Source organism: Nocardioides sp., from assembly GCA_037045645.1.
Classification (GTDB): Bacteria; Actinomycetota; Actinomycetes; order Propionibacteriales; family Nocardioidaceae; genus Nocardioides.
Window position 1 is genome coordinate 1,650,001 of record JBAOIH010000001.1, and the last position, 14,296, is coordinate 1,664,296.

Genomic DNA, 14,296 nt, shown 5'->3' on the forward strand with positions numbered 1-14,296 from the left:
CGTCCCGCCTCTTCCGTCACGAGACGCCACTGATCCCGTGATCGAGAGCACCGAGCGTACGTCTGGTGTCAGGTGAGGGGAGATCTCGGCGTACTGCTCATCCGTGAGTTCGTGCAGTCCGAGTCCGCGCTCCTCGCACGCGCGTACGCAAGCGCCCGCGAGCTCGTGCGCTTCTCGGAACGGAACCTCGTTGCGGACCAGCCACTCGGCGATGTCGGTGGCCAGCGAGAAGCCCCGGGGTGCCAGCTCAGCCATCCGGGCGCCGTCGAAGGTCAGCGTGGCGACCATCCCGGTCACGGCCGGCAACAAGACCTCCAGGGTGTCGACGCTGTCGAAGACGGGCTCCTTGTCCTCCTGAAGATCGCGGTTGTACGCCAGTGGGAGGCCTTTGAGCGTGGCAAGCAGACCGGTCAGATTCCCGATGAGGCGACCTGACTTGCCACGTGCCAACTCAGCAATGTCGGGGTTCTTCTTCTGGGGCATGATGCTCGACCCCGTCGACCAGGAGTCGTGGAGTCGTACGAACCCGAACTCGGCAGTCGACCAGAGGATCACTTCTTCGGCCAGACGGCTGATATCGACGCCGATCATGGCCGTGACGAAGGCGAACTCGGCGACGAAGTCACGCGCGGCGGTGCCGTCGATGGAGTTGGCCGAGGATCCGGAGAACCCGAGTTCGGCGGCTACCGCCTCGGGATCCAGGCCGAGCGACGAACCCGCGAGCGCGCCCGAGCCGTACGGCGAGTCCGCAGAGACACGTGCTTCCCAATCCGCCAGGCGTTGTACGTCGCGAAGCAGCGGCCAGACGTGAGCCAGGAGGTGGTGCGACAAGAGTACGGGCTGCGCGTGCTGCAAGTGAGTCCGTCCCGGCATGATCACATCGAGGTGGCCGCGTGCCTGCTCGGTCAGGGCCTCGGCCAGGTCGAGTGTGAGGGCACTGATCGTGCGTGCATGGTCGCGTAGGAACGCCTTGAAGAGCGTGGCGATCTGGTCATTGCGCGAACGGCCTGCGCGGATGCGACCACCGACGTCGGCACCGACTTCGGCGATGAGCAGGCGTTCGAGCGCCCCGTGCACGTCTTCGTCGCTCGGATCCGGTAGGAGTTCGCCGCTGGCATAGCGGTCACCCAGCGCGTCCAGTCCTCGTAGGAGTTCGGCATGGTCGGAGTCGGTGAGCAGTCCCGCACGGTGCAACGCATTCGCGTGGGCTCGTGAGCCCGCGAGGTCGTACGGGGTCAAACGCCAGTCGAAATGCGTGGAGCGAGACAGTGCCTCGAGTTCGGGCGACGGTCCGCCAGCGAACCGCCCGCCCCACAGTGCACCGGTCTTCGTACTGCTCATGCCTCTCCCCTGTCACGTTCGGCCTGAGCCAAGAATCTCGCAGCCAACTCCGCGCCACCCTTGGGGTCCCGGCTGATGACCAGCACGGTGTCGTCGCCCGCGATGGTGCCAAGGACGTCGTGGAGTTCGGCCTTGTCGAAAGCCGAGGCCAGGAACTGGGCCGCCCCGGGAGGCGTACGCAAGACCACGAGGTTGCCGCTGGCTTCGGCACTAACCAGCAGCTCAGCGCTCAACCGGGCGAGCCGCTGGGCGCCGGCCGCACTGTCGTGAGGCAGCGTCGGCGTACGGTCACCCCCTTCACCCGGGACGGCGTACACCAGGGCGCCTGAGGCCCCGCGGACCTTGACGGCATCGAGTTCGACCAGGTCACGCGACAAGGTGGCCTGGGTGACGTGGACCCCGCGGCCATCGAGCAGGTCGGCCAGGTCCGCCTGAGAGCGCACCTCCTGCTGGGTGACGACGTCGACGATCAGCGCATGACGTGCGCTCTTGGTGTGTGCCGTGCTGGAAGGTTCGCTCACTCGTCAGCCCCCAGCGGGGTCGCGTAGTGGTGTAGCAGCCACGCGATGATTGCCTTCTGAGCATGGCGACGATTCTCGGCCTCGTCCCAGACCACGCTCTGCGGGCCGTCAATCACGTCGGCGGCGATCTCCAAGCCCCGATAGGCGGGCAGGCAGTGCATCACGATCGCGTCGGGCTTGGCCTGGGCGAGGAGATCGGGAGTGACGGAGTAGGAGCCGAACGCGGCGATGCGTGCCTCCTTCTCCTGCTCCTTGCCCATCGAGACCCAGGTGTCGGTCACGACCACGTCGGCATCCGCGACGGCTTCGCCTGGATCAGCCACCAGAGCGACCGATCCACCGGTGCGGTTCGCAATCGCCTGCGCCCGCGAAACCATCGCGTCGGTGGGGTTGTGTCCTGGTGGCGCACTCACCCGGATGTGCATGCCGGCAGTGGCACCGGCGACCATCCAGGAGTTGCCCATATTGCACGCGCCGTCGCCGACGAAGGCGACACGGAGGCCCGCCAGTTCGCCCTTGTGCTCCTTGACGGTGAGCAGATCGGCGAGCAGTTGGCAGGGGTGGAAGTCGTCCGTCAGCGCGTTGACCACAGGTACGCCCGCGTAGTCGCCCATCTCCTCAAGATCCTCTTGGGCGTACGTGCGCCACACGATCATCGACGCCTGGCGACCGAGCACGCGCGCGACGTCGCGCACGGATTCGCGTACGCCGATCTCCGCGAGGTTGCCGTCGACCTGGAGGGCGAAACCTCCGAGCTCAGCGATGGCGGCGGCGAACGACGCCTGGGTTCGCAGCGTGTGCTTGTCGTAGATGCACGCCACGGTGCGCGGGCCTTGCAGCGGCTTGAAGTCGTACGGCGCGGCCTTGAGCCGGGCCGCGAGCGAGAGTACGTCGGCCTGCTCGGTCGGCGTCAGATCGTCATCGGCGAGGAAGTGCCTCATCGGGATGCTCCTTGGTCTCGACTCCGCTCGACCGCCGACTCGACGATAACGGGCCACGCGTCGATCAGTGCCGCGATGTCGTCGTCGGCGATCACGAGGGGGGGTGCCATCCGGAGCCGGTCCGGCCCTGTCGCATTGATCAGGAAGCCGGCCCGCTGGGCGGCGGCCACGAAGGTGGGTCCGTCGACGCCGTCGAGTCCCACGCCGAGCAACAGACCCGCGCCCGACACATCCGTCACGCTGGGCTGTTCGGCCAGGCGTACGCGCAGGTCGTGGCCCTTCACCCGCGCTTCGGTGAGCAGGTCCTCAGACTCGATGACGTCGAGGACGGTCAACGCAGCGGCGCACGCCACCGGGTTGCCACCGAACGTGGTGCCGTGGTTGCCGGGTTGGATGAGTTCCGCCGCGTCGCCGACCGCGAGGCAGGCGCCGATCGGGATGCCACCGCCGAGCCCCTTCGCGATCGTGACGAGGTCGGGGGTGATGGCGTCTCGGGTGTGCGCGAACCAGTCGCCCGTACGCCCGATGCCGGTCTGCACCTCGTCGAGCCACAGCAGCGCACCGTGGTCTCGAGTGACCTTCCGGGCGTGCTCCAAATAGCCCGCGGGCGGTACGACGACGCCGGCCTCGCCCTGGATCGGCTCCAGGATCAGCGCAGCGGTCCGATCGTCGACGGCGGCTTCGAGCGCGGCGACGTCGCCGTACGGCACGAAGACGACCTCGCCGGGCAACGGCGCGAACGGCTCCCGGTACGCGGGCTTGTAGGTCAGCGACAACGCGCCCATCGTGCGGCCGTGGAACGCACCTTCAGTGGCCACGATCTTCGTACGCCCGGTCAGCCGGGTGAGCTTGTAGGCACACTCGTTCGCCTCCCCTCCGGAGTTGGTGAAGAACACCTTCGCGGGCGCACCGAGCAGGCCCACAAGTCGCTCGGCGAGCTCGATCTGCGGTTCGCTGGTGAAGAAGTTGGAGATGTGACCGAGGGTCTTGAGTTGGGTTGTGACAGCCTCGACGAGCGCGGGATGGGCGTGGCCAAGTGCGTTGACGGCGATGCCGCCCAGGAAGTCGACGTACTCGTTGCCCTCGCTGTCCCACACATGCGCCCCGGCGCCGCGTACGAGCTCGAGTTTCGGTGGCCCGAAGGCGTTGATAAGCGAGACGGAATAGCGGTCCTGCCAGGTTTGCTGCTCGGTCATGCTTCGCTCCTGATCTTGGTCTCGACACCGGGAAGCACCTGCGTCCCGATGCCTTCGTCGGTGAAGAGTTCGAGCAGCACGGCGTGGGCTTCGCGGCCGTCCACGACGGTGGCGCGCGCAACACCGCCGTTGACCGCTTGAAGGCAGGCGTCCATCTTCGGCACCATGCCCGATTCAAGGCTCGGCATCAGCGCGGCCAGGGATTCGGGTGAGATCTCCTTGATCAGCGAGCCCTTGTCGGGCCAGTTGCCGTAGAGGCCCTCGACGTCGGTCAGCACGAGCAACTTCTCCGCACCGAGAGCGATGGCCAGGGCAGCTGCGGCCGTGTCGGCGTTGACATTGTGCACCTGACCGTTCGCGTCGGGGGCCACGCTGGAGACGACCGGAATCCGGCCGGCTTCGATCAGGTCGCGCACACTCTCCGGGCGTACGTCACAGACCTCGCCGACGAGCCCCAGGTCGACCTCTTCGCCGTCGACGACGGTGTTCGTCGTACGCGCGGTAAACAGGCCTGCGTCTTCTCCTGACAGACCGACGGCCAGGGGCCCGTGTTGGTTGATCAGACCGACGAGCTCACGCTGCACCTGCCCGACCAGCACCATGCGTACGACATCCATCGCCTCCGGCGTGGTGACCCGAAGGCCGCCGCGGAACTCGGACTCGATGCCGAGCCGGTCGAGCATCCGCGAGATCTGCGGTCCGCCGCCGTGCACCACGACCGGCTTGAAGCCCGCGAAGCGCAGGAACGCGATGTCCTCGGCGAACGCGGCCTTGAGTGCGTCGTCGGTCATGGCGTTGCCGCCGTACTTCACCACGACGATCTTGCCGTGGTAGCTCTTCAGCCAGGGCAGCGCGCCTGCCAGGACCTCCGCGTTGGCCCTCATGACGAGTACGCGCTGTTCTCGTGGACGTACGCGTGCGTGAGGTCGTTGGTCCACACGGTGGCACGCGCATCGCCGGCCTTCAGGTCGATGGTCACGCTGACCTCTCTGTTGCCGAGATCGACGGTGGTCGGATCGTCGGCCGGGCTCGAGTTTCGGCAGACCCAGACACCGTTCATCGCCACGTCGAGATCGGCGGGGTCGAACTGCGCAGTGGTAGTGCCGATGCTGGCCAGGACGCGACCCCAGTTGGGGTCGTTGCCGAACACGGCAGCCTTGAAGAGGTTGGACCTCGCGACACTGCGTCCGACTTCGACCGCCTCGTCCTCGGTAGCCGCGTTGAGGGTGGTGATCGCGATCTCGTGATCGGCGCCCTCTGCGTCCTTCAGCAGTTGCATCGCCAGGTCGACGCAGACTCTTGTTAGCGCATCGGTGAAGTCGGGCACCGTCGGCGTGATGCCGCTGGCGCCGCTGGCCAGCACCGTGACGGTGTCGTTGGTGGACATGCAGCCGTCAGAGTCGAGTCGGTCGAAACTGACTTTCGTCGCAGCCCGCAAGGCCTGATCGAGGTCGTGGCTGTCCACCACCGCGTCAGTGGTGATCACGACCAACATCGTGGCCAACTGCGGCGCGAGCATGCCCGCCCCCTTGGCCATGGCGCCGATGCTCCAGCCAGCCCCTTCGACCACGGTGGTCTTCGGCACGGAGTCGGTGGTCATGATCGCTTCGGCAGCGGCTTGTCCACCCTCGTCGCCGAGTTCGTCGAAGGCCCTGGCCACACCGCTCAACAGGTCGTCGCGGTTGTTGGTCAGCCCGATCAGACCAGTGGAGCACACGACGATGTCGATCGCTCCACATCCCAGCCCCTCGGCGACCCTCTCGGCGACCGCGTGCGTGGTCTGGAAGCCCTCGGGCCCGGTGTAGCAGTTGGCACCACCGGAGTTGAGGACGACCGCGCGTACGGTCCCGTCCTTGACGACCTCCTGGCTCCACAGCACAGGGTTGGCCTTGCAGCGGTTTGCGGTGAACACGGTCGCGCTGTCAAAGCGCGGGCCGTCGTTCACCACGAGAGCCAGGTCCTTGGCGCCGGTGGACTTCAGTCCGGCGGCGACGCCTGCGGCCCGGAAACCGAGCGGGGAGGTGGTGGTCATGGGGCGATTCCGATCGTGGAGAGGCCGAGGGATTCCTCCAGGCCCAAAGCGAGGTTGAGACATTGCACGGCAGCGCCGGCGGTGCCTTTGACGAGGTTGTCGACGGCACCGACGGCGATGAGTCGTCGTACGGACTCGTCCACGGTGACTTGCAGATCGACGCTGTTGGAGCCCTGGACCCACTTGGTCTGCGGCCACTGGCTCTCGGGAAGGAGGCGTACGAATTGCTCGTCGGCGTAGGCGTAGTCATACGCCGCTCGTACGTCCTCTTGCGTCACCCCGTCCCGCAGCGCGGCCGAGCAGGTCGCCAGGATGCCGCGAGGCATCGGTACGAGTAGGGGCGTGAAACTGACGCGCACGTCGCCGTACGTGAGGCCGGAGAGGTTCTGCTGGATCTCAGGGGTGTGCCGGTGCGAGCCGCCGACCGCGTACGCCGAAGCGTTGCCCATCACCTCGCTGCCCAAGAGGTTGGTCTTGGCGGCCTTGCCGGCGCCTGAAGTGCCGCTGGCTGCGACGATCGAGACATCGGGTTCGATCAGGTCTGCTGCGACCGCGGGCGCCAGGGCCAGCGTCGAGACGGTGGGGTAGCAGCCGGGAACTGCGATCCGTTTGGCACCTCTGAGCAGGTCGCGATGTCCCGCGAGTTCCGGCAGACCGTACGGCCAACTTCCGGCGTGGACTCCGCCATAGAAGTGCTCCCAGGCCGCCTGGTCGTTGAGTCGAAAGTCGGCGCCGCAGTCGATCACGACAGTGTCGTCTCCAAGTGCTTGGGCGATCTGCGCACTCTGCCCGTGCGGGAGCGCCAGCACGACAACATCGTGCCCTGACAGTGTCTCGACGGTTGTCTCCTGCAGGACCCGGTCGGCGAGTGGCGCCAAGTAGGGCGCGAGGTCGCCGAGGCGCTGACCGGCGTTGCCGCCCGCAGTGAGCGCCCCGATCTCCGCCTCAGGGTGCGCCAGGAGCAGCCGCACCACCTCACCCCCGGCGTACCCGCTAGCACCGGCGACCGCGACCGTGAAACTCATATGCATAACTATACGCATGCATGCATATCTATGCTGAATCGGTGTCAGGCTAGTGTCGAATGTATGGAGTCCTACCTCGCGGAGATCCGTCGGCAGTCGCAACTCTTCAGGACCGCCATCCTGGCGGCTGATCCGCTCGGTCTGGTGCCGAGTTGTCCGGATTGGCGGGTGCTGGACCTGCTCGGACACCTGACCCAGGTACAGCACTTCTGGGCAACTTGTCTCGACGTACGCCCAGCGCAGCCGTCGTTCGATGAGGAAACCCCGCCGCCGGCCGACATGGAGTCTGGGCTCGTCGCGTTCGATGCCGCCCATGAGCGGCTGATGGCGGCATTCGACGGAGTGTCGCAAGCCGACTCGGCCTGGACGTGGTCCTCCGACCCGGCGCACCACACGGTCGGCTTCATCGCACGGCGACAGGCCTTGGAGGCGTTGATCCATCGCGTCGACGCCGAGCAGGCGCGCGGTGGGGCGCTGACCATCATCGAGCCCGCGCTGGCGGCCGACGGCGTCGACGAGATCCTGGACGTGATGTACGGCGGCTGCCCGCCCTGGGGCGAATTCCGGCCGTTGCCGCACTACGTACGCCTTGACCTCACCGACGCCTCGGTCTCGGTCTGGACCCAGATCGGGCGCTTCCACGGGGTGGACCCGGACAGTGAGTTGGAGATCGACGAGGACGACATCCACGTGGTGGCCGATCCCGGGGTGGAACCGGATGCGGTGGTGGTCGGTTCCGCTCAAGACGTCCTGTTGCGGTTGTGGCGCCGGGAGGATGGAGCCGCCACTCAGGTGACCGGGGACCTCGAGATCCTCGATCGGTTCCGGAGTGCGACGCACGGGCCGATCAACTGATCGGCTTGGCTCGCCGTCTGGCACTTTTTGTGCCTGCGAGGTCGTGCTGGACGGGTACGGAGGTGAGTCCGGATAGGACCGCCGGTCGGCCTTCCCGCATCGTCTTGCGGGCACGGTCGGACGTGAGTCCGAACTGGCACGCCAGCACGGCGATTTCCAGGTGATTTCCGGGCATCTTCGGACGTACGTCCGAACCGGCTCAACTCACGAGCTTCGCGTGCGCCTCAAGCACCTCAATCGACTGACTTCCGCCCGCAAGCGTCAACGTGTCGGGAATGTCTTGCCACTCACCACCGTCAACCCGGAATCGACCCCGGTACGTCACACTCACGCTCGCTGTCACCGTCACGCCCGCATCGCGGTACTCATGCGAGACCTCAAGCTCGACCCCCTCCTCGTACGGTGCACCCGGCGACGTGGTCGTCAGCGGCGTCAGGTCCTCCGCGAACGCCGACTCCCCCGGTTGCGCCCAAGTCCAGATGAACTCCTCGGGAGTCGCCTCAATCTCCACCTCACGACCCAACACCGTCACCGTCTGACTGACGGAGTCGACCGCGAGGCGCGAATACGCGTTCGTCGGAAAGTTGACGAGCGTCCTCCCACCCGGCGGCTGGATCACCAGATCAGGAGCCGGCCAGGCCAGCCGCTTCATCTCGACAGCAGCCATCGCGGGAGTGATCGTGGCTTTGGTCTCAGGAGCCGTGTCGCAAAAGGTCCACGGCGTTGACTCCCACTCCGGGGCGCCCACAAGGCGTCGCCAAACGCTGGCAAGGATGCCCGGACGGCCATCTGATCCCGTACAGTCAACGGGATTCGAGCACTCGCCACTTTTCGGGTCCCGCTTGCAAGCCCAGCGCTTCAAGTCGTACTCGTAGGCGCCTGAAACAGTCAGGCCGGCGTATTGCTCGACCGTCAACTCGCAGGCAACTGCTGGCATTGTCCCCGAGACCGAATCGTCCGGACACCTAGCGTTCGCGGAAGCATCGGCTGGAGAGAGTTTCGACGCCACACCTTTGCCTGAATGGACGGAGAGCATCAGTGCAACAACTGCAAAGGTCCGGGCCAATGCCGAGCCCGTTCTCTTCGAAATCACTGAGCAGCCACCGACATCGTGATGACTCGGAAGCTCTCAGCCACCCTGTCCAGCCGAACGTGAAAAGAGACTTCGCCACCTACACTCAGCTCCCACTTGGCGGAAGCGCTTCGCCGCAACTTTGACGGTCCAACGTTCACCAAGGCGTCGTAATCCAGGGCTGCGCGTGGCTTGATGTCGGTCACCTCCCAGCGAACGTTGCGAATCGTCCCGCCGTCGGCGTAGATGCCGGTGACAGTCCTCGCGAGTTCATCACAGGAGCGACAACCCTTCGTGAGCGCGAGGTATCCCTCGTCCTCGCCGCTCGCGTGCATCTCATCGCTGGCCTCGAAGAACCGCTCGATAAACTCCTCGGGCGTCTCCTCCGCCGCGGCGGTCTCGCTCTCCACCGGGGTCGGCGTCGGTGTCGCGGTCGGCGACGCGATGATCGGGGTGGGCTCAGGCTCGGAGTCGTCTCCTCCGCAAGCAGAAAGGACAGGCATCAGCACAAGGGCAACAACGCAACGTACGACAACACCACGCATCAGCAGCGACCTCCGAGAATCAGCCATTCCGCACTCTCACGACTGGCAAACGCGGACGAACCCCCAGACCCGGGCCTTGACTCGACCCCTGTGGGGATCGGGCAGGCGTTGTGCTTCTTCGGACGTGAGTCCGAACCGGCACGCCAGCACGGCGATTTCCAGGTGATTTCCGGGCATCTTCGGACGTACGTCCGAACCGGCTCAACTCACGAGCCTCGCGTGCGCCTCAAGCACCTCGATCGACTGACTGTCACCCGCCACCGTCAACGTGTCGGGAATGTCTTGCCACTCACCACCGTCAACCCGGAACCTCCCCCGGTACGTCACACTCACGCTCGCTGTCACCGTCACGCCCGCATCGCGATACTCATGCGACACCTCGAGCTCAACACCCTCCTCGTACGGCGCACCCGGCGACGTGGTCCTCAGCGGCGTTAGGTCTTCGGCGTACGCCGACTCCCCCGGCTGCGCCCAAGACCACGTGAACTCCTCGGGAGTCGCCCCAATCTCCACCTCACGACCCAACACCGTCACCGTCTGGCTCTTCGCGTCCGTGCTCAACCGCGAATACGCGTTCGTCGGAAAATTCACCAACGTCCTCCCACCCGGAGGCTGGATCACGAGATCAGGCGTCGGCCACTCCAGCCGCTTCATCTCGGCTGCAGCCATCGCGGGAGTGATCGTGGCTTTGGCTTCGGTTGCGGTTTTGCAGTAAAGCCACCTCGTATCTTGCCAATCAGAAGTCCCGTACGGCGCGCGCTTGATCCAGAACCAAGTACCCGGCGTCCCGTCGTCACTCGCGCATGCCCTCGGGCTATAGCACCATTCGCCAGTTGCTTGCTTGGTGCATACCTGCTCCGCCAGTGCGTAGGACCACAGCTGTCTTGCCTGCATTTCGGACCAAGCCGACTGGCTGACACGGCACTGCACGTGGGTCAACTGGGCATCCATATCGCTGTTGGAGCACAACTTGGCGTCGGAGACTTCCTCCGCTTGAGCCGGTGAAGCCGACGCAGTGAGTCCAAGAATCCCGACAAGGGCACACGTGACTACTCGCTCACCAACGTGAAGGTGACCACTCGCCATTCTCCGCCCCCCCTGCTCTTCCGAAGTTGCAGATCGATCGTTGCCAAACCGCCCGGGCTCTTTGACCAAGCAGCCGTTGCGCTGGATCGAGATCGCGAGGGGGGAATGTCCACGTTCACATCGAAATTCTGAACGCGTGACGCATCGCCGCGCTGGCGAATGCTGTCCACCGTCCATGGCTCACCTTCAATCGCACCCCCCGACTCATACATCGCTGAGACCCCATCTGCCATCGAGTCACACGAATTGCACTTCTGGGTCAGTGCGAGCATCGGTTTGGCCTCACCCGTGTCACGAAGCACCTGATTGGCCTCGAAGAAGCGCTCGATGAACTCCTCCGGCGCCTCCTCCGCCGCGGCGGTCTCGCTCGGCGTGGGCGTGGGGGTCGACGTCGACGACGCGATGATCGGGGTCGGCTCCGGCTCCGGGTCACCCCCACCACAGCCCGCCGTCAACGCCAACAACGCCACGGGGACAAGGAAACGTACGACAACACGATGCATCAGCAGCGACCTCCGAGAATCAGCCATTCCGCACTCTCACGACTGGCAAACGCGGACGAACCCCCAGACCCGGCCCTTGACTCGACCCCTGTGGGGATCGGGCAGGCGTTGTGCTTCTTCGGACGTGAGTCCGAACCGGCACGCCAGCACGGCGATTTCCAGGTGATTTCCGGGCATCTTCGGACGTACGTCCGAACCGGCTCAACTCACGAGCTTCGCGTGCGCTTCCACGATCTCCAGTGCTTGGCTGCCACCGGCCACGGTGAGCGTGTCGGGGATGTCTTGCCACTGACCACCATCGACCCGGAACCGACCCCGGTACGTCACACTCACGCTCGCTGTCACCGTCACGCCCGCATCGCGATACTCATGCGACACCTCGAGCTCAACACCCTCCTCGTACGGCGCACCCGGCGACGTGGTCCTCAGCGGCGTTAGGTCCTCCGCGTACGCCGACTCCCCCGGCTGCGCCCAAGACCACGTGAACTCCTCGGGAGTCGCCCCAATCTCCACCTCACGACCCAACACCGTCACCGTCTGGCTCTTCGCGTCCGTGCTCAACCGCGAATACGCGTTCGTCGGAAAATTCACCAACGTCCTCCCACCCGGAGGCTGGATCACGAGATCAGGCGTCGGCCACTCCAGCCGCTTCATCTCGGCTGCAGCCATCGCGGGAGTGATCGTGGCCTTGGCTTCGGGCGCGGTGTTGCAGTAGAAGCCGAATACCTCGGTGACCCCGTCTCGGCTGCGCTTGAGGACGTAATAGGTGCCGGTCACCTTGAACCGCACTGGGTCTGATGGAGGCTCGGGCTATTGGATTCCGACCAGGGGCTGGTCGGTCCGTTCCGTAGCGTAGAACGTCTCCTCGAACTCTGCTGGTGGGATGTCGTTGAGGTAGCCGTGCAGGCGGTCGTGGTTGTGCCAGTGGACCCAGCTCAGCGTGGCGAGCTCGAGGTCCTCGACCGTCTTCCACGGGCGGCCCTCGCGCGCGGGGCCACGGACCAGTTCGGCCTTGTAATAGCCGTTCACGGTCTCGGCCAGCGCGTTATCGTACGAATCGCCGACAGTGCCGATCGAGGGCATCGCGCCGATCTCAGCCAGACGCTCGCCGTAGCGAATCGAGGTGAATTGACTGCCGGCATCCGAGTGACACCGCAGGCCAGGGAGCTGGGTCCCGCGTGACCACCGGGCCATCTCGATGGCATCGAGGACCATAGTGGTCCGCATGTGCGAGGCGACCCGCCACCCCACGATCGTGCGGGAGTAGGCGTCGATGATGAAGCAGACGTAGGCCACCGCGGCCCAAGTCGGCACGAATGTCAGATCGGTGACCCACAGTTGGTTCGGGGCCGTGGCGGTGAAGTCGCGGCCGACCAGGTCCGGGTGGCGCGGCATGCCCGGATCGGGCTTGGTGGTACGGACCCGCTTGGTGCGCCGGACCCCCTCGATGCCGGCGGTGCGCATCAGGCGGGCGACCTGGTCACGGCCGATGTCATGTCCAGCACGTCGTGCGGCCTTCCAGATCTTCCGGGCGCCGTAGACCCGGAAGTTGTCCTCCCACAGCTGCCGCACTACCGGTCCCATCACCTCGTCGCGCTGCGTGCGAGCCGAGGGTTGGCGGTTCTTGAACTCGTAGTAGCTGCTCGGGGCCACCTGCAGCACGTGGCAGATGAGCTCGACCCCCAGACGCCGGCCCGCGACCACGTCGTCACGGTTGGCGTCGATGAACGCGGCTACTTCTTGTACTGGCGGTCGAGCTCCGCCCCGAAGAAACTGGCGGCCCTCTTCAGGATCTCGTTGGCTCTCTTCAGCTCCCGGTTCTCCTGCTCCAGCGCCTTCAGCCTGGCCGCGTCGCTCGTGCTGAGGCCCGGCACGTGGCCCTCGTCGATGTCGGCCTGCTTCACCCAGGACCGAACTGACTCGGTGCCGTACCCGAGCTGGGCTGCGACCCGCTGCACTGTGCCGTGCTCAGTTCCCAGCTCGGCACGCAGCGTCCTGACCATCCGCACCGCAGCGGCCTTTTCCTCAGGGCTGTAGCGACGTGTGGTCGGCTTCCCCGGGGTGGTGTCCTTCGGCATGAGTCCATCCTCGTTTCCAAACGATGGAGACTCCAACCAACCCAGTGCAGTTCAGACCTCCGAGAATCAGCCGTTCCCACAATCTAACGGCCAACAAACCCCGGCGAAACCCCGATGCCCCACCCTTGTGGAGAACGCGCCCCCTCGGCCAGGTGAGGTAGTTCAGTGCGAAATGGTCGCCAAACGCGCCGCAGGACGACCATTTCGCACTGAACTAGCGGGAGGGTGACAACCGCCCGAGAAGTCAGTCGGCGCGGGTGAAGCCGGCGCGCTGGGCGGCGGCCTCGTCGGTGAACCAGACGTGCGGTTGAGTGTCGGAGTACGAGGGGTGGCCGGGTTCGGCGTACGTCTTGGAGTCCTCCCACGCTTGGACCGGGTGCCCCAGCGGCATCTGGTCACCGTCGAGCGGAGCTGCGGAACCGACGCTATAGCCGCCGTCGCTGACCGCGTCGAGGTCTGATTCGGACCAGCCACCCCCGTTGTCGCCCGGCGAGCCGTCCCCGCCCTCGCTCACCACGTTGCCGTCGGCGTCGATGATCTGCGGACCGCCAGCCTCGTCGGCAGTCCAGTCGCCACGCTGACGGAACTCCTCCCCAGCAGAGATGTCGTGATTGGCGGGATCGGGTTCGTGGGCCGGCTCGGCCTCCTCACGGTCGTCCGAGTCACCTGAGTCGTCGTCCTCCGCATGGGGCTCGACGTCGGCCGCGTGCTTGCCGCCGGATTGCGAACCCTCGGTTTCCTCGACCATGCCCTCGCCGGCCGCGCGCTCCTCAGCTGCGGACGGCTCAGCCTCACCAGCCACGGGCGCATCCGTCGAAGCAGTCTCATCGCGATCGCGCTGAGCCCTCTCCTCGTCGTCTGGATCTGCGCCGGCACCGCCCAACGGCTCCTGATCCCCTGGCGTGACTTCGCTGGCGCCGTCACCGGGCGCAGGCGCCCACTGCTTCTCCGTCATGGTGCTCTCCTGATGCCGAGTCGGTTGATGCACTGACCTAGGCCCGGGACCACAAAGCGGCCAAGGCTTGAAGGCAACGTACGCAAACCTAAGGCGGTAGTGGACACCCCTATGGAGGGAGCGTGGTTTGGCCCGGCCCCTCATCG

At 65.9% G+C, this 14,296-nt stretch carries 15 protein-coding genes (1 of these 15 cut by a window edge); 1 reads left to right on the top strand and 14 read right to left on the bottom strand.

The genetic code is table 11. The annotated features are described in order from the left end of the window. The 7 genes in view from argH to argC are tightly spaced (each overlapping or abutting the next) and all read right to left on the bottom strand, a layout consistent with a single transcriptional unit that may run on beyond the window. Window positions 1–1,341, bottom strand: partial view of an argininosuccinate lyase gene (argH, locus tag V9G04_08135; protein ID MEI2713254.1) — the 5' portion only. It extends 75 nt beyond the left edge of the window; 1,341 of the gene's 1,416 nt are visible here — the first part of the coding sequence; the start codon lies at window positions 1,339–1,341; its stop codon lies beyond the left edge, outside the window. Then, window positions 1,338–1,862, bottom strand: coding sequence for an arginine repressor (locus V9G04_08140; GenBank protein ID MEI2713255.1), 525 nt, complete (start codon window positions 1,860–1,862; stop codon window positions 1,338–1,340). The genes argH and V9G04_08140 overlap by 4 nt, the downstream gene beginning before the upstream one ends. Next, window positions 1,859–2,803 carry an ornithine carbamoyltransferase gene (gene argF / locus V9G04_08145; protein MEI2713256.1) on the bottom strand — a complete coding sequence of 315 codons (945 nt, stop codon included), beginning with the start codon at window positions 2,801–2,803 and terminating at the stop codon, window positions 1,859–1,861. The genes V9G04_08140 and argF overlap by 4 nt, the downstream gene beginning before the upstream one ends. Next, window positions 2,800–3,999, bottom strand: coding sequence for an acetylornithine transaminase (locus V9G04_08150; protein ID MEI2713257.1), 1,200 nt, complete (start codon window positions 3,997–3,999; stop codon window positions 2,800–2,802). The genes argF and V9G04_08150 overlap by 4 nt, the downstream gene beginning before the upstream one ends. After that, window positions 3,996–4,883 (bottom strand): acetylglutamate kinase, encoded by an 888-nt coding sequence (gene argB / locus V9G04_08155; protein ID MEI2713258.1) that lies wholly within the window; start codon window positions 4,881–4,883, stop codon window positions 3,996–3,998. Before argB ends, V9G04_08150 begins: the two co-directional genes overlap by 4 nt. Beyond that, complete coding sequence (gene argJ / locus V9G04_08160; GenBank protein MEI2713259.1) at window positions 4,880–6,031, bottom strand: bifunctional glutamate N-acetyltransferase/amino-acid acetyltransferase ArgJ; 1,152 nt, start codon at window positions 6,029–6,031, stop codon at window positions 4,880–4,882. The genes argB and argJ overlap by 4 nt, the downstream gene beginning before the upstream one ends. Further along, complete coding sequence (argC, locus tag V9G04_08165) at window positions 6,028–7,056, bottom strand: N-acetyl-gamma-glutamyl-phosphate reductase (GenBank protein ID MEI2713260.1); 1,029 nt, start codon at window positions 7,054–7,056, stop codon at window positions 6,028–6,030. The genes argJ and argC overlap by 4 nt, the downstream gene beginning before the upstream one ends. A 63-nt stretch (window positions 7,057–7,119) precedes the next feature. Here argC and V9G04_08170 point away from each other — a divergent pair, with 63 nt between their 5' ends. After that, the gene (locus V9G04_08170; GenBank protein ID MEI2713261.1) at window positions 7,120–7,911 is read left to right on the top strand and encodes a maleylpyruvate isomerase N-terminal domain-containing protein; all 792 of its coding nucleotides are present in this window, start codon (window positions 7,120–7,122) and stop codon (window positions 7,909–7,911) included. A 199-nt stretch (window positions 7,912–8,110) separates the two neighbouring features. Here the strand turns inward: V9G04_08170 and V9G04_08175 are convergent, their stop codons facing one another. The 7 genes from V9G04_08175 to V9G04_08205 form a co-directional block, all read right to left on the bottom strand. Further along, entirely contained in the window at window positions 8,111–9,004 is an 894-nt protein-coding gene (locus V9G04_08175) for a hypothetical protein (GenBank protein ID MEI2713262.1), read from the bottom strand. Further along, window positions 9,001–9,486 carry a hypothetical protein gene (locus V9G04_08180; GenBank protein ID MEI2713263.1) on the bottom strand — a complete coding sequence of 162 codons (486 nt, stop codon included), beginning with the start codon at window positions 9,484–9,486 and terminating at the stop codon, window positions 9,001–9,003. Before V9G04_08180 ends, V9G04_08175 begins: the two co-directional genes overlap by 4 nt. Window positions 9,487–9,729: 243 nt before the next feature. Beyond that, window positions 9,730–10,197 (bottom strand): hypothetical protein, encoded by a 468-nt coding sequence (locus V9G04_08185; protein MEI2713264.1) that lies wholly within the window; start codon window positions 10,195–10,197, stop codon window positions 9,730–9,732. 380 nt (window positions 10,198–10,577) lie between these two features. Further along, on the bottom strand, window positions 10,578–11,084 hold the full coding sequence (locus tag V9G04_08190; GenBank protein ID MEI2713265.1) for a DUF6318 family protein: 507 nt from the start codon (window positions 11,082–11,084) through the stop codon (window positions 10,578–10,580). Window positions 11,085–11,318: 234 nt separating this feature from the next. Further along, window positions 11,319–11,906: a hypothetical protein gene (locus tag V9G04_08195; protein MEI2713266.1), complete on the bottom strand. Its 588-nt coding sequence runs from the start codon at window positions 11,904–11,906 to the stop codon at window positions 11,319–11,321. Between the two features lie 21 nt (window positions 11,907–11,927). Further along, window positions 11,928–13,195, bottom strand: a protein-coding gene (locus V9G04_08200) for an IS3 family transposase (protein MEI2713267.1) whose coding sequence is annotated in 2 segments (ribosomal slippage) — window positions 11,928–12,892 and window positions 12,892–13,195 — 1,269 coding nt in all. Because the reading frame shifts where the segments join, the coding sequence is not laid out codon by codon here. 244 nt (window positions 13,196–13,439) lie between these two features. Further along, complete coding sequence (locus V9G04_08205) at window positions 13,440–14,150, bottom strand: hypothetical protein (protein ID MEI2713268.1); 711 nt, start codon at window positions 14,148–14,150, stop codon at window positions 13,440–13,442. Window positions 14,151–14,296: the final 146 nt, after the last annotated feature.

Coding starts and splice junctions, on each gene's coding strand:
- argF (MEI2713256.1), bottom strand. CDS start 2,803: ATGAGGCACTTCCTCGCCGATGACGATCTGACGCCGACCGAGCAGGCC.
- V9G04_08150 (MEI2713257.1), bottom strand. CDS start 3,999: ATGACCGAGCAGCAAACCTGGCAGGACCGCTATTCCGTCTCGCTTATC.
- argB (MEI2713258.1), bottom strand. CDS start 4,883: ATGAGGGCCAACGCGGAGGTCCTGGCAGGCGCGCTGCCCTGGCTGAAG.
- argJ (MEI2713259.1), bottom strand. CDS start 6,031: ATGACCACCACCTCCCCGCTCGGTTTCCGGGCCGCAGGCGTCGCCGCC.
- argC (MEI2713260.1), bottom strand. CDS start 7,056: ATGAGTTTCACGGTCGCGGTCGCCGGTGCTAGCGGGTACGCCGGGGGT.
- V9G04_08170 (MEI2713261.1), top strand. CDS start 7,120: ATGGAGTCCTACCTCGCGGAGATCCGTCGGCAGTCGCAACTCTTCAGG.
- V9G04_08180 (MEI2713263.1), bottom strand. CDS start 9,486: ATGCCTGTCCTTTCTGCTTGCGGAGGAGACGACTCCGAGCCTGAGCCC.
- V9G04_08185 (MEI2713264.1), bottom strand. CDS start 10,197: ATGGCTGCAGCCGAGATGAAGCGGCTGGAGTGGCCGACGCCTGATCTC.
- V9G04_08205 (MEI2713268.1), bottom strand. CDS start 14,150: ATGACGGAGAAGCAGTGGGCGCCTGCGCCCGGTGACGGCGCCAGCGAA.